At 65.0% G+C, this 21,831-nt stretch carries 19 protein-coding genes; 4 read left to right on the forward strand and 15 right to left on the reverse strand.

Going from position 1 to position 21,831, the window contains the following annotated elements; all coding sequences use genetic code 11:
* Nucleotides 1–643: 643 nt before the first annotated feature.
* The gene (locus EOD73_RS01835) at nucleotides 644–1,648 is read right to left on the reverse strand and encodes a DNA-binding protein (RefSeq protein WP_127680315.1); all 1,005 of its coding nucleotides are present in this window, start codon (nucleotides 1,646–1,648) and stop codon (nucleotides 644–646) included.
* Between the two features lie 144 nt (nucleotides 1,649–1,792).
* Here EOD73_RS01835 and EOD73_RS01840 point away from each other — a divergent pair, with 144 nt between their 5' ends.
* Complete coding sequence (locus EOD73_RS01840; RefSeq protein ID WP_127680317.1) at nucleotides 1,793–2,956, forward strand: tyrosine-type recombinase/integrase; 1,164 nt, start codon at nucleotides 1,793–1,795, stop codon at nucleotides 2,954–2,956.
* Nucleotides 2,953–3,597: an HAD family hydrolase gene (locus EOD73_RS01845; protein ID WP_127680319.1), complete on the forward strand. Its 645-nt coding sequence runs from the start codon at nucleotides 2,953–2,955 to the stop codon at nucleotides 3,595–3,597. The genes EOD73_RS01840 and EOD73_RS01845 overlap by 4 nt, the downstream gene beginning before the upstream one ends.
* 188 nt (nucleotides 3,598–3,785) lie before the next feature.
* Here the strand turns inward: EOD73_RS01845 and EOD73_RS01850 are convergent, their stop codons facing one another.
* Nucleotides 3,786–4,106, reverse strand: coding sequence for a YnfA family protein (locus EOD73_RS01850; protein WP_127680321.1), 321 nt, complete (start codon nucleotides 4,104–4,106; stop codon nucleotides 3,786–3,788).
* Between the two features lie 145 nt (nucleotides 4,107–4,251).
* Nucleotides 4,252–6,543, reverse strand: a complete 2,292-nt coding sequence (locus EOD73_RS01855; protein ID WP_127680323.1) for a heavy metal translocating P-type ATPase — start codon at nucleotides 6,541–6,543, stop codon at nucleotides 4,252–4,254.
* A 97-nt stretch (nucleotides 6,544–6,640) separates the two neighbouring features.
* Here EOD73_RS01855 and EOD73_RS01860 point away from each other — a divergent pair, with 97 nt between their 5' ends.
* On the forward strand, nucleotides 6,641–7,198 hold the full coding sequence (locus EOD73_RS01860) for a Cd(II)/Pb(II)-responsive transcriptional regulator (RefSeq protein WP_127680325.1): 558 nt from the start codon (nucleotides 6,641–6,643) through the stop codon (nucleotides 7,196–7,198).
* 196 nt (nucleotides 7,199–7,394) lie between these two features.
* Nucleotides 7,395–7,742 (forward strand): CzcE family metal-binding protein, encoded by a 348-nt coding sequence (locus EOD73_RS01865; RefSeq protein ID WP_127680327.1) that lies wholly within the window; start codon nucleotides 7,395–7,397, stop codon nucleotides 7,740–7,742.
* Nucleotides 7,743–7,780: 38 nt separating this feature from the next.
* Here the strand turns inward: EOD73_RS01865 and EOD73_RS01870 are convergent, their stop codons facing one another.
* The 12 genes from EOD73_RS01870 to EOD73_RS01925 form a co-directional block, all read right to left on the reverse strand.
* Nucleotides 7,781–9,148, reverse strand: a complete 1,368-nt coding sequence (locus EOD73_RS01870) for a heavy metal sensor histidine kinase (RefSeq protein WP_127680329.1) — start codon at nucleotides 9,146–9,148, stop codon at nucleotides 7,781–7,783.
* Nucleotides 9,145–9,837, reverse strand: coding sequence for a heavy metal response regulator transcription factor (locus tag EOD73_RS01875; protein ID WP_127680331.1), 693 nt, complete (start codon nucleotides 9,835–9,837; stop codon nucleotides 9,145–9,147). The genes EOD73_RS01870 and EOD73_RS01875 overlap by 4 nt, the downstream gene beginning before the upstream one ends.
* Before the next feature lie 57 nt (nucleotides 9,838–9,894).
* On the reverse strand, nucleotides 9,895–10,221 hold the full coding sequence (locus tag EOD73_RS01880; protein WP_127680333.1) for a hypothetical protein: 327 nt from the start codon (nucleotides 10,219–10,221) through the stop codon (nucleotides 9,895–9,897).
* Between the two features lie 42 nt (nucleotides 10,222–10,263).
* On the reverse strand, nucleotides 10,264–10,656 hold the full coding sequence (locus tag EOD73_RS01885) for a hypothetical protein (protein WP_127680335.1): 393 nt from the start codon (nucleotides 10,654–10,656) through the stop codon (nucleotides 10,264–10,266).
* A 29-nt stretch (nucleotides 10,657–10,685) separates the two neighbouring features.
* Nucleotides 10,686–13,793: an efflux RND transporter permease subunit gene (locus EOD73_RS01890; protein ID WP_127680337.1), complete on the reverse strand. Its 3,108-nt coding sequence runs from the start codon at nucleotides 13,791–13,793 to the stop codon at nucleotides 10,686–10,688.
* Nucleotides 13,794–13,795: 2 nt separating this feature from the next.
* Complete coding sequence (locus tag EOD73_RS01895) at nucleotides 13,796–14,911, reverse strand: efflux RND transporter periplasmic adaptor subunit (protein WP_127680339.1); 1,116 nt, start codon at nucleotides 14,909–14,911, stop codon at nucleotides 13,796–13,798.
* A complete protein-coding gene (locus tag EOD73_RS01900; RefSeq protein WP_127680341.1) occupies nucleotides 14,908–15,453 on the reverse strand; it encodes a hypothetical protein in 546 nt (181 codons plus the stop codon). The genes EOD73_RS01895 and EOD73_RS01900 overlap by 4 nt, the downstream gene beginning before the upstream one ends.
* A 20-nt stretch (nucleotides 15,454–15,473) precedes the next feature.
* Entirely contained in the window at nucleotides 15,474–16,436 is a 963-nt protein-coding gene (locus tag EOD73_RS01905) for a TolC family protein (RefSeq protein WP_502515405.1), read from the reverse strand.
* Nucleotides 16,437–17,256: 820 nt separating this feature from the next.
* Entirely contained in the window at nucleotides 17,257–18,339 is a 1,083-nt protein-coding gene (locus tag EOD73_RS01910) for a DMT family transporter (RefSeq protein WP_127680345.1), read from the reverse strand.
* Between the two features lie 2 nt (nucleotides 18,340–18,341).
* Nucleotides 18,342–18,956, reverse strand: coding sequence for a class I SAM-dependent methyltransferase (locus EOD73_RS01915; protein ID WP_127680347.1), 615 nt, complete (start codon nucleotides 18,954–18,956; stop codon nucleotides 18,342–18,344).
* Nucleotides 18,957–18,969: 13 nt separating this feature from the next.
* A complete protein-coding gene (locus tag EOD73_RS01920) occupies nucleotides 18,970–19,701 on the reverse strand; it encodes a transglutaminase-like domain-containing protein (RefSeq protein WP_240660555.1) in 732 nt (243 codons plus the stop codon).
* Between the two features lie 105 nt (nucleotides 19,702–19,806).
* The gene (locus tag EOD73_RS01925) at nucleotides 19,807–21,828 is read right to left on the reverse strand and encodes a TniQ family protein (protein ID WP_127680349.1); all 2,022 of its coding nucleotides are present in this window, start codon (nucleotides 21,826–21,828) and stop codon (nucleotides 19,807–19,809) included.
* Nucleotides 21,829–21,831 lie beyond the last annotated feature (3 nt).

Consider the following 21,831-nt stretch of genomic DNA (forward strand, 5'->3'; position numbering starts at 1 on the left):
CCAATGCGAAGGCCCGCACATGCGGGCCTTTTTTCATGAGCACCCGCATGCGGAAACCCTGGCCTGGGCTATCCACCAACTCGGCTCGACGGAGTGGATCTTCAACGCGGCTTGGGCGCAGGCAACTCAGAGCGCGCCCGTTCCAATCCACGTAGTGGGTGCGACCAAGCGTAGCGCACTCATTGCCCTCTGAGAGCAGGCCGCGGCGGCAGTTTTCGCGGACTGGCGTGACGTCGCCCCTTGCTTGGGCTAGCTCGACTCTAAGCTAGGGCCACCAGACCGCCCGAGCACTGGAGCGTTCCGCTGGCCATCGACCCGCAAATGAACTTGCCCCCGGGGGCATGCTTTCGCAGAGGTCTCACCGGGGGCTTGCAGTTCTAGTTTAGCAAGGCCCCCTATTGGAACGAAGCGCCTTTGTGGCACCGTGAGTGCAGGCGGGACAGCGGCTCCTACTCGCCGACGACAAGCGCGAATTCAGAGTTGAGTGCGACGCATTGCAGGGAATCCAGACATAAATGAGACACCAGTTCAGGAGTCCATGACACGTGGACGCCCAAGTCTTTGATCTGAAGGACACACGAGTTCAGCACTCAGTGAGAACCGACAGTGAGCACGGACCGTAGGTGCAAGTAGAAAGAAGCGCTCACTTGGCCACCCTTTTGCGCGTGGCTTGGGGTGGCGGCTTTTGATCCGGGGCCGCCATGCGCGTGATCAACTCTTTCGCCATGGTGGCCTCCGTGCGATAGCGCATGGTGTCTTCGTTCGCTGCTTCAAGCCGTTGCTCGAGTTCAGCGAGCCTCTGCGCCAGCGCCCTCCCCTCAGTCTGGGCTGCTTCATGTGCCGCTTCAGCCGCCGTCAGCTTGGCTTGTTGCCGGGTGTACGCCTCCGTGTGCCGAAGCGCGCTGTCACGCTCGCGGGCCTCTGCCTGCGTCAATTGCCCGCGCAGAGTTTCCGTGGTCCGGTCCGCCTTGATTCGAGCCTGCCGCTCATGCTCGACCTCAAGCAGCGCTCGCTTCTCGGCCGAGGCCGCCCGGTCGTGGGCCGCTTCAACAGCAGTCCGAGCCTTTTCCAACTCGTTGCTGAAACGCTCCTGGAGTTGCTTGTTCAATGAACGTTGCTCCTCCAGCTGTTGTTCCTGCTGAGCCAGGCGGGACTGAATGCCGGCGGTTGCCAGGCGCTCGGCCTCCAAGTCACGCTGGCACTGCTGCAGCAGGGCGTTCACTCGGCCTGTCTCCGCAGCAGCGCGCTCCGCGGCGGCTTGAGCCTCAACCTCCCTGTGCTTGGCGGTCGCCGACGCCGCTTGCAAGTCATCTCGGATGACGGCCAGCTCGCTTCGCGCAGCTGCCGTTGCTTGCTGCCAGATGGCCGCGATGGCCTCTGCCGCGACGGTCTTGATGTCCTGCGGCAAGTCCGGATGGTCGATCTCGATGCGCGCCTTGCTTCTGAGCTCGTCCCAAAACTTGGTGAGCGCCTCAGCCGGCGTGCCCATGGTGCCCTTGCGGACGTACTGGTACAGCTTGTTGGTGGTGGGCGTGATGCCGTACCTGAAGAACAGCAATGCGCAGACTTCGCGGTACAAGGCTTTGGTGTCGCTGAATTTGCCTTTCAGCGCCTCGACCTCGGCGAGGATCTCGTTCTCGGTACTCATGCGTTGATAGTACGGCGTAATACGTAAAGAAGCCAACTCTTGTTGCCAGGCTCTGGACATAACTGATCTAATGTCCAGGTGTCGTCAAAAGCGCCTCCCCAAAACCTCGCAGTGCCCTCGGTGGTACCTTTGGATCGCTTCCTCATGCCCGCCGGGCTCGATGGACGAGAGGGGCAAAACCGAGTCCCAGGCGCCGCGCAAATCGCGGCGAATGACGATCGCTCCGCGGTGTTGGCTTGGCTGGCCAACTACGCCGACTCCCCGGCAACGCTTGCCAGCTACCGCAAGGAAGTCGAACGCTTGTTGTTGTGGTGCGTGCTGCAACACGGCAAATCACTGTCCGACCTGGCGCACGAAGACCTGCTGGTCTATCAGCGCTTCCTGAGCGATCCCCAGCCGGCTGAACACTGGGTGATGCGGCGCGGACAACGGCCGGCGAGATCGAGCCCAGATTGGCGCCCCTTTGCCGGGCCGCTGAGCGCCAGCAGCCAACGGCAAGCAGCGTCCGTGCTCAACAGCCTGTTCGGGTGGTTGGTGGAAGCGCGCTACCTGCGCGGCAACCCCCTGGCACTCAACCGCCGACGCCGCACGCAGCGGACGCCGCCCCGGGTAACGCGGTACTTGCCGATGGCGCACTGGGTCGAGGTCAAACGGACGGTCGAGGCCTTGGCCACAGACACACCGCGTCAACGCGCCCATGCCGCTCGCACGCGCTGGCTGCTGACCTTGCTCTACATCGGCGGCTTGCGCGTTTCTGAGGTGTGCTCAGGCACCATGGGGGGCTTCTTCAGTCGCATCAGCCCGGACGGGCGAGACCGTTGGTGGCTGGAGGTTCTGGGCAAAGGCCAAAAACTGCGATTGATCCCGGCAACGCCGGAGTTAATGGATGAGCTCACGCGCTACCGGCTGTCGTGTGGCTTGTCCCCCCTGCCCTGCGCTGGCGATGAAACGCCCCTGGTGCTGCCACTCATCGGGGCCGCGGTTCCGATGCAGCGGACGGGCATACATGAGGTCGTGAAAAGCATCATGACGGCGACGGCCGATCGCCTGCGGGCCACAGGCGACGTCCATTTGTTGGCCGCGGCCGAGCACATCGCCCAAGCGTCCACCCACTGGCTTCGCCATACGGCGGGCACCCACCAGAGCAACGGCATGGACCTCAAAGTCGTTCGCGACAACCTGGGGCATGGCAGCATCGCCACCACGAACACCTACCTGCACGCCGAAGACGATGTGCGGCACGATGCGACGTCCACGGCGCACCGGGTGCAGTGGACGGCCTCGGACTCTGCAAAGCCGCCGAAATGAAACCAACGATCGCCCTGGACGCTGACGGCGTCCTGCTGGACTACCACCATGCCTACGCCGGTGCCTGGGAGCGAGCCTTTGGGCACCGCCCTGCCCTGCGCGACGCCGAGGCCTACTGGCCGATGGACCGGTGGGATGTGCAGCGGGTTTCTGGCGATGCGCTGGAGCAGTTGCGAGCGTGCTTTGACGAGTCGTTCTGGCGCACGATCCCTGCGCTGCCAGGCGCGTTGGCGGCCTGCCAGCGTTTGGTCGACGCGGGGTTTCGTCTGGTTTGCGTGTCCGCCGTTGATGCGAAGTTTGCTGCTGCCCGCGAGCAGAACCTGGCGGCTTTGGGATTCCCACTGGACGGGTTGGTCGCCACCGGCAACGTGGTTGCCGGCGTCAGCCCCAAGGCAGCTGCGCTGGTGAGGCTGGGGCCTGTTGCCTTCGTGGATGACTATCTGCCGTACCACCTCGGCGTCCCTGGAAGCATTCACAAGGCGCTGATCTTGCGGGAGCCGAACGGATCGCCGAATGCCGGACCCGAATTGGCTGCGGTCGACTCGCTGCATCCGAATCTGGCGGGCTTTGTCGACTCGTGGCTGCAGCGAGTCAGCCCCAGCTTCCCTTCATGTGGCGCATCTCATGTCCGAGCTCGGTAGCTCAGCTGGAGCAAGCTGCGTTGGCGCCCTCGGCGATCCAATTAGACTGCAGCTGTTGCCCTTGGGCGACCCTGCTTTTCCTCCCTGAGCAGGGCCTTGTGCGATGACAGTAACAAGGCTTCGGGCCCCGCGAGCGGGGCCCTTTTTCTTGCGCTGTCGGCATGTCCAAAGTCGCCGGACGCCACGCCTCAGGCGCGCGGCTGAAACATGATGAGGCCCATGCCCACTAGCGCAACCATCACGCCGGCCACATCCCAGGGTGTCGGACGCACCCGGTCGACCACCCAGAGCCAGGTGATGGCCACCCCGATGTAGACACCCCCGTAGGCTGCGTAAACGCGCCCCGCCGCCGTGGCATGCAAAGTCAGCAGCCAGGCGAACGCGGCCAGGCAGAACGCCGCAGGCACCAGCAGCCAGGCCGAGCGGCCCTGTTTGAGCCAAAGGTAAGGCAGGTAGCAGCCCAGGATTTCAGCCAGGGCGGTGGCAAAGAACAGCAGAAAGGTCTTCATAGGCCACAGGGTCGCGCCCCGGGCGGGCCCAGGTCGGCCGGTCCCAGACCTCAGCGAACCGGTGTTGCAACGTTGGCGGCCGCGCTGCCGGCGTCGCGCCGGGGGCACCAGCTGACGCGTTGGCACGTTTGCGCAAGGCCATCGGCTATGAGCGATGAACTTCCGGCCGCAAGAGCCTCAGCCCGTTGAACACCACCAACAGGCTGGCCCCCATGTCGGCGAAGACCGCCATCCACATGGACGCATTTCCAAACACCGCCAGCACGAGAAAGATCGCCTTGATGCCCAGAGCAAGGGTGATGTTTTGAACCAGAACTGCATGGGCCCGCTTGGACAGGCGGATGGTTTCCGGGAGCCGCCGCAGGTCGTCGTTCATCACCACGATGTCGGCGGCCTCCATCGCGGTGTGGGTGCCGGCACCACCCATGGCAAAGCCGATGTCGGCCTTGGCCAGGGCCGGGGCGTCGTTGATGCCATCGCCTGTCATGGCCGTCATGCCACGGGTGCTCTGCAGTTCCTGGATGGCGTTCAGCTTCTCGTCCGGCAGCAAGGGGCCTCGAACCTCGTCGATCCCGGCTTGCCGTCCGATCGCTTTCGCCGTGGTCGCGTTGTCTCCGGTGAGCATCACCGGCGTCACGCCCAGCACGAGAAGCTCCTGCACCGCCTGCGTGGACGTAGGCTTGATGCGATCGGCGACCGCCACCAAGGCCAGCACCTCGTGCGCGCTGGCCAACAGCGTCACGGTGCGTCCCTGCTGCTCGTGCGCTGCTAGACGATCCTCAAGCGCAGTGCTGCAAAGGCCCTGTTCTTCCACCCAACGGTGGTTAGCCAGGGTCAGGAGCTCGCCGCCTACGGTGCCATGAACGCCCCGCCCGGGCAAGGCCGCAAAGTCTTCGACCGGCCGCTCCTCAGCGCCTCCCGCCCCCAGCAGGCCGGCAGCAATCGCCTTGGACACGGGGTGGTCGGACCGTGCCGACAGGCTCAGTGCAAGCCCACGAAGAACGGCCTCGGATCGGCTGGCGGTGATGGACTCGAAGGCCACGAGCGCGGGCTTGCCCTCGGTCAAAGTCCCGGTCTTGTCGAGCGCAACGACCTTGAGTTTGCGGGCTTCCTCCAGGTACACCCCGCCTTTGATCAGCACGCCACGCCGTGCCGCAGCCGCCAGACCGCTGACGACGGTGACCGGTGTCGAGATGACCAGGGCGCAGGGGCACGCGATCACCAAAATCACGAGCGCCTTGTAGATCGCTTGCAGCCAAGTCCAGTCCATCAGCCAAGGCGTCAGCGCGGCGACCAGCACCGCCAGCACAAAGACGGCGGGCGTGTAAATCGCGGCGAAACGGTCGACGAATCGCTGCGTCGGCGCCCGACTGCCCTGGGCCTGTTCGACCGCCTGGATGATGCGGGCGAGCAGGGTGTCACCCGCCGGCGCCGTGGTTCGGATCTGCAGCTCGGATGCCGCGTTGATGGTTCCAGCGAACACCTCGTCGCCCGGGGCCTTGTCGACGGGAATGCTTTCACCGGTCACGGCGGCTTGATCCACGGCACCGGTACCGGATGACACGACCCCATCGAGCGCAAATCGCTCCCCGGGGCGAACGCGAACAATGCTGCCCACCGCAATGGCCTTGGCCGCGGTGCGCGCCCAGCTGCCGTCGGCTTGGCGCACGTCGGCTTCCTCGGGTGCGAGCGCCAGCAGGCTGCGTATGGCGTTTCTGGCGCGGTCCACCGCGCGTGCTTCAATGGCTTCGGCGATCGCGTACAGCGCCATCACCATGGCCGCCTCCGGCCACTGACCGATCAGGAAAGCGCCGGTGACCGCCACTGTCATCAGCGCGTTGATGTTCAAGCGACCAGCGCGCAGTGCTGCGAGGCCCTTGCGGTAGGTGCCGAACCCCGCCAGAAAGATGGCGACGGCGGCCAAGGCCATTTTGGCGATGTCCCAAGGGAGGGCGGATGGGGCAAAGAACGACAGACCCTCCGCGCCGACGGCCAGCAAGAGTGCCAGCACCAGGCGCGGCAAGCCGTCGCTGAGCCACGTTCGCGGCGCATCAGGGTTCGGACTGTCCGCGTCATGGCCGGCGTATTGCCCCATGGCCTGCACCCCACCGTTGACCGGACTTGCAGCGGCCGTCTTGATCACGTCCGCCTGGAACCCCGCCTTGCGGATGGCGGCGATCGCCCGCTCCAGCCGCTCGCCCTGAGCATCGAGCGACAAGGTTCTGCGGCCCAGGTCGAATCGGAGCGGGTCGAGGTCCTCGAAAGGCTGCAGCACCCGACGGATCTCGGACTCTTCACTTGCGCAATCCATGTTGGCGATGCGGAGCGTGACTGTTCCTGTTGCTTCGGGCGCGCCGCCAGGTTCGCTGATGGTCAGTTCGCCACACCGATCGGTGCAGTGGGCGCTTGCCGAGTGGTGGGAGTTTGGATTGTTCATGTGGCTATTGAAAACCCTGAAGCTGGTGCAGAGTCAAGCGACTTCTTCCACGGTTGCTAGAAAAGGCCGAACCTTGAAGTCGGTTTAGAGTCAGTGCATGACGATCCTCTCCACCGGAGCCCCGAAGCTCCTCAAAATCGGGGCCGTGGCTGCGGCGAGCGGCACCCCCGTCGAAACCATCCGGTTCTACGAGCGAGAGGGCTTGCTCGCCGCAGCGGCGCGCACCGAATCGAACTACAGGACCTACGGCGCGGACGACGTCGAGCGCCTTCGCTTCATCCGCCGTTGCCGCAGCCTGGACATGGCGCTTCCTGAGATCCGCGCGCTGTTGCTCATCGCAGACCGGCCCGCGCAGAGTTGCGTCAGCGTGAACGGCATCCTCGATGCCCGCATCGGGCATGTGAGTGCCCGAATCCGGGAGCTGAAGGACCTCGAGAGGGCGCTCAAGCTTTTGCGTCAACAGTGCGCCGAGCCTCGGGCCGTTGCCGGCTGCGGGATCTTGCGCGGGCTTGGTGGTGGTGATAACTCCGTCGCTTTTGACCTCCGCGACAAGCAGAGCCAAAGCCGAGGGACTCACCGGTACTCGGTGGCGCCACCGTGTGCAGTGGCACCCGGGAAGCCGCCGATTCCTCTCGTGAGCGGCCCAGGGCTTTGAACCCCAGCATCGCACCAATGCTGAGCGATCCCTTCGGCTCAGATGTCCTGGGCTGTGGACACAAGCCGTCGAAGATGACCGATTTGTCATCTTCGTGTTGGTCAACTGCAGGGGGCTAATTTCTACATTGAGTTCCATGTTGAAGCAGTCCCAAGCTCTGACGGTCAGAGCCCTGCGAACAACTACGGAGATCGCCATGTCCATCGTCAAGTCCTTTGTGGTTGCCACCCTTTCTGCCGCCGCTTTGCTGAGCGCCACAGCCTCATTGGCTTCCAAGCCCGACACCTTCCCGAGCGGTCGCTCGCATTTCGGTGCCGCCAGCACTTCAGAGCAGGCCACCAAGGTGGTCGATGTTCGAAACACGAAGTACATCAACCTCGTGTGCGGCGAAACGGTCACGTTTCGCAACGGCGACCAGAGCTTCTCCTGGCGCTTTGACGTCGTGAACCACCGCACGGTCGACGCGCGAAAGGTGGCGCCTGCCGGTTTCATGACCGAGCCCTTGATGGTCTATGTGCGTCCGAATGCCTATGAGCGCAATTGAAGCCAGCCCGGTGGCTGCGTCTTGAAGCGGAACGGGGGTCACGGGTTTGACATTGGTGGCGCACTCGCCGGACCCGGCAGGTGCATCCCCACTCTGGTAACGCCGTGCTCGGAGTGCGCGAAGACATGGCCACCATGCATGCTGGCAATGGCGCGCACGATGGCCAAGCCCAACCCGTGATTCACGTCGCCGCCACTGCGCGAATGGTCCGCGCGGTAGAAGCGTTCGAACACGCGGTGTAACTCTTGTTTGGGTATGGCAACACCCTGGTTCTCGATCGCCAGCTCGATCAACCCGTTGACCTCTTGTGAGACGAGCACACGCAAACAAGATCCGCGCTCAGCGTATCGAACTGCATTGCTGACAAGATTGGACAAAGCGCGTCGCATCAAACCAGCGTCAACCTCGACCCACGCATCGCCCTCGACCTCAGCTCGCAGCCCGGCATCCAGCAGCGCCGCCTCGTGAAAATCCAGCACGTCGAGGGCGACTTGGCGCAAGCTCTGTGCGACCCCGGGACGCACCCGAGCCCCCTGATCCGCTTTGGCGAGGAACAGCATGTCACGCACGATGCCGGCCATGCGGTCCAAATCCTCCAGGTTGTTGCTCAAAATCTCGCGAAGATCGGACACGCTGCGCGTTCTCTGCAGGCCCAATTGGCAACTTCCGATGAGCACGGACAAGGGGGTGTTGAGTTCGTGTGCCACATCGGCACTGAACGCCTCAAGTTGGCGATAGGCCCGATCCAGCCGGCCGAGTAGTTCGTTGAACTGGGCAATGACTGGCTGCAGTTCATCGGGTTGCAGGCTGCCATCCAGTCGCAAGTCCAGTCGATCCGCCCGAAGCAAGCGCAGTTGCTGGACCAATCCATGTAAGGGCGACATGGCACGCCGAACCATCAGCAAGCTGCCGATGGATACGGTGATGGCTCCTCCCAGCGCACTCGTGGTGAGGATGAGTGCCAAGCGCCGTAGAAGGTCTTCATCGTTGGACGTGTCCATGAAGAGCGATGCCGAACCTGCGGCTCCTGCAGGTCGCGACGCTTCGATATCGAAATCAATGCGTTTCACGTTGACTGGCGAGTCGCTGGGTTTTGACCCAACCACGATGTCGTTCCAACCTGCAAGTCGCAAGACCAAGCCCATTTCCTCGTGGCCGATCAAGAAGTCCCGGAGCGTGTGCTCCAAAGCAACCGGATCGGACTCCAAGCCGGACTTGGAGAGGAGGTGGCGAACCATCGCCTTTTTCTCCGTGAGGGTGCCGTCTTGTCGCGCGATCAACGCCATCGATGTGGCGGCATAAACGACGACGCACACCACACCCAGTATCACAAAGGCCTGCACCGCCAGAGCGCCGCTCAACCGGCGGGAGAGTGACGGCCCTTGCTGGACGGAGACTCCGTTCATGGTTCGCGGTCTTCCAGCACGTAGCCCATGCCTCGCACGGTGTGCAGCAGCGCTCGCTCGAACGGGGCGTCCACCTTGGCGCGGAGTCGCCGCACCGCCACCTCAACCACGTTGGTATCGCTGTCGAAATTCATGTCCCAAACGAGCGATGCGATTTCAGTGCGGCTGAGCACTTCACCCCGCCTTCGCATCAAGAGCGTCAGGAGATTGAATTCCTTGGCACTCAGGTCGATGCGCTGGCCCTGGCGGGTGACCTTGCGGCGCAGCAAATCCAGTTCCAGGTCAGCAAGTTTGAACGGCACCATGGTGCCGTTTTGCGCACCCTCACCTTGCATCTGCCGGCGCAGCAGCGCTTGAACACGCGCCAGAAGCTCCGGAAAGGCGAACGGCTTGAGCAAGTAGTCGTCGGCACCGGCTTGCAAGCCAGAGACGCGGTCTTCTACGTCGGATCGCGCCGTCAGCATGAGGACGGGCGTGCGATGGCTCCCGCGAAACGCCTTGAGTAACGTGATGCCGTCGATGCCCGGAAGCATGCGATCCAGCAGCAAAAGGTCGTAGGGGCCTGTCGTTGCCAGGTGCAGGCCGTCAATGCCGTTGTGGGCCACCTCGACGCTGTAGCCCGCCTCGGTGAGACCCTGGCGCAAGTACTCGGCCAAGCGCTGCTCATCTTCGATCACCAAGACCTTCATGCAGGACACAAGGCCGGGATACGCGAATCAGGAGTGCGACCCACTGAGCGCCGGCATCTAAGCATTGAGCACCAGCTCGCAAGTGTTGGCGTTGATCAGTACCTTGGACTTCGGCGCTGGCGCGTCCTTCGGCGACATGGGGATGAACTTCCAACGGGGCTTGTTGCTGGCGCGGTACGCCACCACAACGAACTTGTCACCCGGCGCCGCCACTCGGCTGCAGCTCACGGATTGATTCCACTTCAGCGCGTCGTTGACGCTCTCGACCACGCCCTGTCGCCAACCGTCGTCCCACGACCGGCCACCGGTGTACGTCGGGCTGCTGGCGCACGCGGTGAGAGCCGCCGTCGCGACCAGCAGGATTGAGGTCTGGATGAGTTGCATGCCAATCTCCTGAAGAAACAAGGGGCCGAAGCCCCTGGGGGATCACTTCAACGTGAAGCGCACGGCTGCGGGCTTTTTGCCTGCCAGGGTCACTGTGGCCACCACCTTGGTGCCCGGGCCCAACTTGAATGGCCCTTCGGCCTCCAGGCGGTCATCGCCTACCGGCTTCAAGACGGCCTCCGCCTTGTCCTTGCCCGACAGCAAGGTGAGCTTGCCGGTGGCCCCTGCGGTGCTGGCCTTCTTGCCGTGGTCGCTGACGTGCAAGACGATGCGCTCCGGCTTCGCCACCAGCTCCCAGTCCATGTGTGCGGCCTCGACGACGATGCCGCCGTGCTTGGGTTGGTGGTCGTGGCCGTGATCGTCTTTGCCGGACGACCAGGCCGGCGAGGCCAGCGCCACCATCAGAGCGGCGAGCAAGGGGAAAGTCTTCTTCATGGGTTTCTCCGATGGGTTGAAGCGGGGCATCAAAAAACCTGGCCGCTGGCATTGGCCGCCAGGCGTTCGATGGGGGCGCGCCCGAAGCGCCACACCATCGCAGGGGTGAGGAAGGTGTCGAGCAAGGTCGCGCTGATCAGGCCGCTGAAGATCACCACGGCCACGGGGTACAGCACCTCCGTGCCGGGCTGACCGGCCTCGAACAGCAGCGGCGCCAGCGCAAAGGCCGCCACCAGCGCCGTCATCAGCACGGGGCTGAGCCGCTCCAAGGAGCCGCGCGTGAGCATGGCCGTGTCGAAGCGCTCGCCCTCGAAGGCGCACAGGTTGATGTAGTGGCTGACCTTCAAGATGCCGTTGCGGATGCTGATGCCGGCCAGGGTGATGAAGCCGATCAGCGCCGCCACCGACAGCGGCTGGCCGCTGAGCTTCAGGCCGATGACCGCCCCCACCAGCGCCAGCGGGATGTTGGCCATGATCATCAGCGTCAGCAGGCCGCTCTGGTAGCGGCTGTAGAGCACCAGGAAGACCAGCGCGGCCGAGATCAGGCTCAAGCCCGCGATCAGCCGGCTGCTTTGCTCCTGCGCTTCGAACTGGCCGCCCAAGTCGATGAACATGCCCTCGGGCAGCTTGTGCTGGGCGACCACGGCGCGAATGTCCGCCACCACCTCGGACAAGGGCCGCTGCGACACGTTCGCCGCGATGACGATCCGGCGCTTGCCATCATCTCGGCTGATCTGGTTGGGGCCATCGCCCTCCTCGATCTGCGCGAGCTTGGCCAAGGGCACCCGTCCGGCTGGGGTGTCGATCAGCATCTGCGGCAGGGTTTGCAGCGTGCGCGCCGGGTCGGCCAGGCGCAGCACCAGGTCGAAGCGGCGGTTGCCCTCCACCACCTGGGTGATGCGCTCGCCGTCCACCAGTTGCTGCAACTCCGCCATCAACTTGCCGGGTGCCAGCCCGTAGGCGCGTGCGGCGGCGTGGTCGACGCGGACTTGGATCTGTGGCGTCAGGACCTGCTTCTCGACCTCCAGGTCGGCGATACCCTGGATGCCTGCCAGCTTCGCGCGCAAGGCCTCGGCCTGCCCGCGAAGGGTGTCCAGGTCCTCGCCGAAGATCTTGATGGCGATGGCGCTGCGCACGCCCGACAGCATGTGGTCGATGCGGTGGCTGATCGGCTGCCCAATGCCGATGGCGGCCGGGGTGTTGATCAGGCGCTGGCGGATGTCGGCGTACACCGCCTCCACCGTGCGATCGCTGGGCTTGAGGCCGATGTCGATCTCGGACACGTGCACCCCTTCGGCGTGCTCGTCCATCTCCGCCCGGCCCGAGCGGCGGCCCACGTACACGACCTCCGGGACGTCCTTGAGCAGGATTTCCGCCTGCCGCGCCACGCGCACCGACTCGGCCAGCGTGGTGCCCGGGTTCAGTCGCAGGCCGATCAGCACCGAGCCCTCGTTGAAAGGCGGTAAGAAGGTCGTCGGGAAAAATGGCACCAAAGCGACGGCACCCACCACCGCCAGCACACCAGCCCCCAGCACGGCCCGGGTGTGCTCGAACACCCAGGCCAGGCCGCGTGCGTACCTGGCCTTGAGCCAAACCACCAGCTTCGGGTCGCCGTGGTCCAGGCTCTTGAGCTGCGGCAGCAGGTAGTAGGCCATCACCGGCGTGAGCGTGATCGACACCAGCATCGACGCCAGGATGGACGTGATGTACGCGATGCCCAGCGGCACGAACAGGCGCCCTTCGATGCCCGGCAGCACGAACAGAGGCACGAATACGAGCACGATGATGACCGTGGCCACCACGATGGCGCTGCGCACCTCCAGCGTGGCCTTGGCGATCAGCTCGATGGGGCCGAGCCGCTGCGGCAGTTGGCGGTTGAGCTTGAGCCGCCTCAAGACGTTTTCCACGCCCACCACCGCGTCGTCGACCAGTTCACCGATGGCGATGGCGAGACCGCCGAGCGTCATGGTGTTGATGCTGAGGTCGAAGTAGCGGAACACCAGCACGGTGATGAGGATGGACGCGGGGATCGCGGCCAGCGAGATCAGCGTGGTGCGCACATTGGCCAAGAACAGGTAGAGCACGACGGCCACGATGGCCGCGGCCGTCATCAACTTGCCCTGCAGGTTGCCGATGCTGGACTCGATGAAGCTGGCCTGACGGAAGGTGACGCGGGGGGCTTCCATGCCGGCGGGCAGCGAGGGCTTGAGCGCGGCCAGTGCCGCCTCGATGCTGCGCGTCAGCGCCACCGTGTCGGCGTCGGGCTGCTTTTGAACACCAAGGATGACCGCGGCCTTGCCATTGAAGCCGGCATCGCCCCGCTTGATGGCCGGCGCGAAGCTGACTTTGGCGACCTGGCTGAGCAGAATGGATTGACCATTCACCCAGGCCACTGGCAACTGTTGCAGGTCTTCCAGCCGCGTGGTGCGCCCCAGGTTGCGGATCAGGTACTCGCGCGCATTCAGCTCCAGGAAGCCGCCGCTGCTGTTGCTGGCGTGGCCCTGCAAGGCCTCGCGCAACTGCTCGACGCTCACGCCGAGCTGCCCCATGCGCGCGGTGTCGGGCTGCACTTGGTACTGGCGCACCTCGCCGCCAATGGGCACCACCTGCGCCACGCCGGGGATGGCTAGCAGGCGCGGACGGAGCACGAAGTCGGCGTACTCCCGCGTGGCCATGGCGCTGATCTTGGCCTCGTCGATCGGGATCGCGATCAGCATGACCTCGCCCATGATGGAGCTGATGGGCCCCATGGCGGCGTGCTGCACGCCGGCCGGCAGCGCGTCACGCGCCGTGGTGAAACGCTCGTTGACGATCTGCCGCGCCCGGTAGATGTCCGTCCCCCAGTCGAAGGTGACGTAGACGAAGGCCAGTCCGACGGACGACACGGACCGCACGGCGGTGACACCGGGCAAGCCGCTCATGGCCTGCTCCAGCGGCAGGGTGACGAGCTGCTCCACCTCCTCGGGCGCCATGCCGCCGGCCTCGATCTGCAGGGTGACCTGCGGGCGGTCGAGGCTGGGGAACACATCGACCGGGGTTCGCGTCAGGGTCAGCGCCCCGAGCACCATCATGGCCAGCGCAAGCGCCAGCACCATCAGCCGGTTTTTCAGGCTGCTGTGAACCAAGAAATCAAACATGGTCAGCGCACCTGGTTGACGAGCGTGGCGCCCTGGACGACGACCCGATCACCGTCCTCCAGGCCTTGGGTCACGGCCACCTGGGCACCGTCCAGGGCCTGCGCCAGCACCACCTTGGGCACGAAGCGCTCGGGGGCCTGCTTGACCCAGACGATGGTCTGGTTGGCCGGGTTCTTCATCAGCGCTTGGGCGGGTACCGCGTGGCCTTTCAACGTGCTGCGGCTTTGCACCACCACGCGCACGGACTGACCCAAGGCGAGCCCTTGGGCTCCCCCGAAGTTCATCGGCAAGGCCTGTTCGCGCAGACGCGTGGCGCTGCCCAGGAAGCGCAGCGATTGAGGTGGTGCGCCGGCCGTGGCCAAGAAGACGGCACCCACATCGGCTGCCGCGTTCACGTCATAAGCCAGGGCCTCAATGCGCAACCGCGAGGGGTCCACGACCTCGAACACCAGTTCACGCGCGTCCACGACCTGGCCGACCACGGCGTTGCTGGCGGCAATGACGCCACTGACGGGGGCCAGCAGCGCTTCACGACCGCTCAGACCTTGACCCAACGCGGCAATTCGCGCCTGCAGACCGGCCACTTCGGCCTGCGTGGCTTCGATGTCTCGCTTGGGCACCGTGTCGCTCAGCTCTTTCAGCCGCGCTTGGCGCTTCTCAGCCAGCCCCAGCAGCGACTTCAGCTCGGCCACCTGCGCGCTCTGTGCCGAGCGCTCCAGAGCGCCAGCCACGGGCTCCACATAGGCCAGCAACTGCCCCCGCTGCACCCGCTGACCCAGGTTGGGCAAGCCCTGCGGCGGGGCGACCAAGCGGCCGGCCTGCGTGGCTTGCACCTTGCCGCCGGCGTTGGGGTCCATCACCACCACGCCTTGCAGTTCCTGGCTGCGTGGCAGTTCCGCGCCGTTCACCGGCAGCGTACGAACGCCCATTTGCCGTTGCGCGGCCTTGGGCAGAAAAACCGACCCATCGGGCTGACGCTGGGGACCGCCGGCGCTCACGGGCGCTGCCTCGTCACCGTGGTCATGTCCCGGGCCCGACCAGGCGGGCACCAGGAACAAGGCGCCCAGCATGGCGGCCACCAGGGGTTTGCTCAGGAGATTGATCCGTCCGCGCTTCATGCTGCAGCTCCAAAAGTCGATGCGCGCTTGCGGCGCAGGAAGGCCACCAAAGCGGCCAGGCCCAACCCTCCGCCCAGCAGGGCAACGCCCCAGCGCTTCCAGTCCCAGTGCGCGTGCTCGTCCGCATGGGGCGCCTCGCCGTGCAGGTCCAGTTCGCCGGCCAGAAGATCGGCCTCATCGCCCGCCGTGACGGTGGCGGTGAAGGTGTGAGCACCCTCGCCGGGCGCTTGGGGCAACTCCAGAACGAAGCTGCCATCGGCCTGTGCCTGGGGCGTGAGCTTGGCCCCAGCGAACTCCAGTTCGATGTCGGCCTTGGGCACAGGCTCGTTCGTAGCGGCGCGGTCCAGGTAGAGCGTGAGCGTTTTGCCGTTGAGCACGCCAACCAGTTCAAAGGCCTCCGAGGTCATGGCGAATCGCGGCAAGGCAACACCGGTGTTGGCGGGGGCTTCGTCGCCATGGTCGTGGCCGGGGCCGGCGTGCGCCTGCGGCGCGGCGACCAGGGCCACCACGGCCAGCAGGGGGAGAAGGAGATGGGATTTCATCGGTAAGGACTCAGTTCGGTTCATTCGGGCAGCAGGCCGAGGCGCTGCCGCAGGGTGGCGATGGCCAGGTTCAGGTCGATGCGAGCGCGGGCCAGGTCGCGCTGGGCCTGTCCGGCCTCCAGCTCGACCCTCAGGCGCGTTGGCAGGTCGGTCTCGCCCAAACGGAAGGATTTGTCGAAGAACTGGCGGGTCTCGTCCGCCAGCCGGGCACGGTCTCGGGTTGCCTGCAGCACCGCGCGGGCCGCGTCCAGCGCCGACTGGGCGCTGCGCTGCTCGGCCATCAGGCGCTCGCGCTCTCGCGCCAGCAGCACTTCGGCTTCGGTTTGCTCGGCGCCAGCGCTCAACACGGCGGCCTTGTTGCGATCGCTGCTGCCCAGCGGAAACCGCAGGCCGAGCGTCACCGTGCCGTTGCTGGCCTCGCCGCGGGCAGCGCGGTCTCGGGTGTGAAGCAGCGTGAGCTCGGGGCTGGCGCGCACCTGCGCCTTGGCCAGCGCCGCTGCACTGCGTGCGGTCTGGGCCTTGGCTTGCAGGGCGGCCAGCAGTGGGTGCGCCGGTGCGTCACCCGCTGGCTCGGGCTCCGGCGTGGGGGCCATCAGCAGCGCGGCCTCAGCAGGCAGGCCCAGCAGCGCGCGCATGGACTGCTCGCTCGCCATCACCCGGGTGTGAGCCTGCGCCTGGTCCGACACTGCCAACAAAACAGCCGCATCGGCTTGGTTCTGGTCGGCACGCGACAACTCACCCGCCTTGACACGCCGAGCGACATCCGAGGCCAGCGCCTGCGTGGACTGGAGGCGCTCTTGCGCGGCGCGCAACTCTTCGCGCTCACGCAGCAGCCCCCACCAGTGCTCTCGCAGGCTCTGCGCCAGTTGCCACTGCGCGAGCAAAGCCTGGCGCTCCACGGCGTCCAGGTGCGCATCGGCCAGGGCTTGGCTGCGTTCGCGCTCGCCCGGCAGCCATAGCGGAACGGCAACACCGAACTCCAATTCTTGGGCACCCTGACGGCGGTTGAAGCGGTCGCTTCGAACGGAGGCTTCTAGAGCCGCAGGTGCGGGCGTCCAGTTCGACGCGGCCTGACGCAGGGACTCACCTGCCTGGCGCCGTTGGAGAAGCGCCGCGGCCTCAGGCTGGCGCTCCCAGGCCTGCGCAAACGCCAGCGGCAGTGTCAGGGGTGGGGTGGAGGAAGTTTGCGCATGGCCGATCGCCACGCTGCCAAGAGAAAGCGCGAGGACGGTCGATGCCGTCCAGGCAAGGCGCGCCCGCACTCGTGAATGAGAAAACCGAGACATCCGATGCTCCGAAGTGGAAGAAGAACCACGGGGAGATCGGCGAAGGGACGGCCACTAAGGCCCGGTGTGCGTCAGTGCGCGGCAAGGGGCCGCGCAGATTGGCAGTGGGGGGGGCTTCCCTCGCCGATCAGGCGAGGGTCGGCCACTGAGGGCGTTCAGGTCTCGGCGATGGCCGAGTGGCGACGAGCGACGCGACGGGCGCTGCGCCTTCAAAGCGAGCCATGGCAACCGTCAGCACGTCCAGGCTCAACGGCAGCGCCGTGAGGTGGCCGTGGCAGTGTCCACCCACAGCAGCACAAGCATCGCCACCCGATGCGTCGGCTCCACCGTCTGCCGTCTCGTGCACGGACGCATGAACAGCCGCCGCTTCATGGGCGTCAACGCAAAGATGGGCGACGCCTGACCAGGCCAGCTGCAAGGGCAGCAGGACGGCGAGGAGAACGAGCAACCAGCGTGGCATGCGTGAAAGTTTATCTTGGGCGCCGCAAAACCCTTTGCAGGCTGCGGAGCAGATGGTTCATGGGTGAGCGTGCTGGTGATGGGCGTCTGGAAAGTGCACGTGGCTGTGCACCAGGTGTTCATGCCGATGCGCATGGCTGTGGCGGGTCCCCGGCTCCACCGGCACGTCGTGGCTGTGCGTGTGATGCGGGTCGCCGTCGTCGTGGCTGTGTTCATGCTCGTGAACCATCGGCTCGTGAACATGCTCATGCGCGTGTCGCTCCGTCAGGTGCAACCAAATTCCGAGGGACATCAGCGCCGTGGCCACCATCAAGCTCGGCGTCAGGCTTTCGCCGAGCCAGACCAGGGCGACGGCCGCTCCCACGAACGGAGCGACCGAGAAATAGGCCCCTGTGCGCGCCGACCCCAGGTGTCGAAGACCGACCACGAAGAGCACCAGGCTGGCACCGTAAGACGCGAAGCCGATCAGACCTGCCGCAGCAACTTGTGGCCACGCCGGCCAATCGGCACCCGCCCCCAAAGCCAGAAGCAGATTCGTCAGGCCAGCGGCCAGACCTTTGGTCATGGCAATGAAGCTGGCGTCGGCCAAAGCCACCTTGCGCGTCAAGTTGTTGTCGATGGCCCAGGCCAAGCAGGCACCCAGCACAGCCAGCGCCGGCCACAGATCGAACCAAAGTCCGGTCTCGCCTGGCGCACGCGCCTGGGGCCAGGCCAACACCACACAGCCGGCGGCAATCGCCACCATGCCCAACGCGATGCGGCGATCGAAGTTTTCCTTGAAAACAAACCACGCCAGCAAGGCCGTGAGGACCCCCTCCACGTTGAGCAGCAGAGAAACCCCCGAGGCCGGCAAGCGCGACAGGCCCAACATCAAAAGCGCCGGCCCGAGGACACCGCCTGAAGCGATGGCGCCCAACAACCAGCCCGTGTCGCCCGGCTGCAATCGAACACCGGCGAACAGCCCTCCGCGCGTCAGGCGCCACAGAGCCAGGCCAATGCCAGAGCCCAGGTAAAGCAGTGCGGCCAGCATCCAAGGACTGACTGGGCCGAGCAAGGGCTTGGCCAAGGGCGTTCCCAATCCGAACAGGACCGCCGCACCGAGTGCCGCCCAAACCCCAAGGTTGGTGTTGAACCGGGCCATGCTCAATGCATCACGCAGTGGCAGTAGACGAATTCCTGCACTTGGCCCGATGGGGTCAGGTGAGATTCGCTCAAGTGGGCTTGCAACTCAAAGCAAGCGCCAAACTCGGCATGCAAGGCCTCCGCCTCGTAGCGCATCACAGGCAAGCCACTGCACTGCAACGGCCCATTGGGTCCGAATGCGGCCACGATGACATGCCCGCCCGGCCGCACGGCCCGTCGCACCTGCGCGACGTACGCACGCCGCTGATCGGCCGTGGTCAGGAAATGGAACACGGCTCGGTCATGCCAAATGTCGTAGGCCTTCTCAGGGAGCGCCACCTTCACAACGTCGCCCACCCACCACTTCACGTCCTCGGCCCTGCGGCCCAAGCGCTGACGCACAACGGAGAAGGCCGACTCCGACAAGTCAAGCAGGGACACGTCAAACTGCCCATCCCCAATCAGGTCGTCCACCAGCGTCGAGGCGCCGGCGCCGACATCGATGACGCTGCGAGGTTGGCCCGCAGCGATGCCTCGAATCAGCGCCAAGGAGCGGTCGGCATGCGCTTGGTACCAGCTCACTGAATCGACTGACTTGCTGCGGTACACGCTTTCCCAGTGGGACTTCGGATTCATGAGGGTCTCCAAATCAAGGCTCGCTCCCGCGAATCCTATCCACACGGGCATTCATGCGATGACGGACGAAATGCTCAAACAACCACTGCTTGACCGGTGACAGGTTGGAACCACGAGCCGCAAAGAAGGCATCCGGGTCATCAAAAAGTCCGAAATCCTCGGCGATGCCCTCTCGCTGGATGTACGTCGATTGGCCGCACCAGGCGACCGCGGGCTGTTGGAGGTCCGTCGTCGCCACGCCGTACCCGCAAAACGCCCGAGCCGCTGGGAAGCGTTCCTGCAGGGCGCTGAGGTAGGGTTGGTCAAGGATGAAACCCTCCAGCTCGATCCAGCGGCCGTCCACCCAAGCCTCGACCCAACTGTGCAGGATGCGCGACGGGGTGAGTGGGTAGGCCCACGCGGGGATGGCGCCACGCTGCAGTTGCTTGTCGATGGTGAAGCCATGCAAGCGGCAGGGCACATTCAGTGCGCGCAGCAAGGCCATCAGCAGCGTTGACTTGGTGTTGCACTGGCCGTACCCCTCCGCGAGGACCTGGGACGCAGGAATCTCATCCCGCGCGTTGTAGCCAAATCGAATGTCAGTGCGGACGAACTCGTAGGCGGCGCCAACGCGGTCAAGCGGTGGCAGCCTGCGCCAACCTCGGCATTCAATGAGTCGAGAGATGCTGGGATCGTTGTGATTGAGCAGCTTCGTGACTCGCAGCAAGACCTGCATGTCGGGTGGTGATGAGTCGTTAGGCGCCATGGTGACATCGTTGATCTGGTGCCAGGATTGAAAACCCTGAACCAACTACAAGGTCAAGCGCCTTGTTTGAAACCTCGTGTGATCGAGCTCGGACGAGCCTCCGCGTCAACACTCCAACCACGTCGCCGCACGTTCCTCCGCAGGCAAGCGTCGGTCGGCCACCAGGAGACTATGCGCCAGTTGATTGAAAGACTCCGCGCCACGCCAGAACCCAAGGTCGTAGCGAATGTGAGCGAGATGAAGCGCATAACACTGCACGAGGTCGCCTCGACTGGCGCGCGACTCGCCCCGAGCAAGTTTGCGGGTCGGTTTGGCGGTGGGAATCGCGCCATACCTGGCTTGGTACATCGACAGCGCTTCTCGCATCGCAGCAAACGCCTCCTTGGGGCTTGCGCCAGTGACTTCCAACTTTGCGTTGACCGCCCTGACCGTGTAGCCCTCAGGGGAGCAAAACAACCACACGGACATTCGCTCTCCCCGAGGCAAGAAAAGCCGGTGCGCCTTTGCTGACGATTGCTCAGCATGGGTTGAGTCGATCGCGCGCCAGCCATCTCGCCGCGTCCAGCTCAAGGTGGGGCCGGCGGTGAGTTGATCCAAGAGCCCCTGGCGACGCGCTTGCACGTTGCACCACGCTGCCCGCCGTTCGGTCTTCGTCATCGCCGTCATGGTCCAGTCGATGCGAACGGTTGCGGGGTGGCTTGCGAATCGCAGCCGACTGCCCTTGGCTGACGCCGCCCAGGTCACCTGGTACGGGGGCGGTGCGGTGTGCCAGTTCCAGGCCTCTGCCTGCCCGCCTGACGAGGCGGAATACCCATTGACCTGTTCGGTCGCGCTTCGCCAGTCCGCCAAGCCGCTGCATATGGCCTGCATGGCGCAAGCTTGGGCTCGCCGCCAGGCATGCGTCACCCTTGCCGCGGCCACTTGGCGCGTGAGCCAACTCTTCGCGTTCTGGGGCAGTTCGTGCTCGGGTCCGCAAGGGGCGCCGACCCAGGGGTCCTCCAGCCAGTCCTGAAGCGCCCGCTGGCTGGGGTCCAAGGCTTGCCGGTAGGGCCAACGGCGGTTCATCGCGAGTCGTTCCATCGAGAAGCAGAACACCAATTCGGCAAAGCCGACCATGGCCTGGTGGTGGGCTCGCATCTGGTCTGCCATCGCCAAGGGGTCAGGGTTCCCCAAGAACTGCATAGCAAATCGGTCCGAGTACCGCCCAACATGGCGTCGAATGTGGCGATTCATCGCGCGGTAGGCCACCGTGGCTTCCGTTTGTAGCCACATGCGGTCTGTCGAAGCAGTGGCGAAGCGGAAATCCTGGGGCTGCACCACTTTCGATCCGCGCGTCGTCGGCGCTTTCAACTGGTGCACCGAGATGGTGGCCGTGGCAAAGCCCCCATCGGCGGATGCCCCTTGATCGGAGGGGGGCGCGCTCAAGCCCAGTTGGGCGCTCCAGGCGCCCAGCGCCGACATGAACACCCGGTCGTGCGCTTCTTGAGCGTGTTTGCGCTGCGTCCACGGTCGTACGACAGTGCAGATGTCCTCCAGCCAGGCGGCGACAGACCTCATGGGTCGAACGTCATCTGCGCAAAGCGTGGGTCGGCGACAGGTCGTGCTGGTGAAAAACGCGGTCTGACCACAGCGGCACTGGCCCGCATGCGTGGCCCCGACCATCCTGAGGATCGGATCGAACGGCGCGCCGCACCGGCAACGCGAAACCAGATCGCATCGGTGGATCGGGCAGCGATCCAATGCCTTCAGAGAGAACAGTGCCGAGTGATAGCCACCTGCCGCACAAGCGGGGCAGATCCGCAGCCCTGAACCTACCAAGCATCGAACAGCGTCCGGCATCCTGCCCAAGTGCGACCACTCGAAAGCATGGGCGGGCTCGCCCATCGCGCGGGCCAACTGATCGGTGTGGACGGCGCCTGCCCGTTGTCGGTTGCCACCGTACGGAAGTTCATTGAAGAGAAGATCTGCTCTGTAAACCGAGGGCGCTTGCCAAGAGCCGACCAGCAATTCCTGCAACTCTTTGGCTCGCATGGCATTCAGGTGCATCAGCCGCTGTAGCGTGTGCCAGAGGGAGGCGAAGGGCAACACGCTGCCCGAGTGCCAGGTCAAGCTAAGTCCGGCGTTCATGGC

The organism is Inhella crocodyli, assembly GCF_004004565.1.
Taxonomy (GTDB): Bacteria; Pseudomonadota; Gammaproteobacteria; order Burkholderiales; family Burkholderiaceae_C; genus Inhella; species Inhella crocodyli.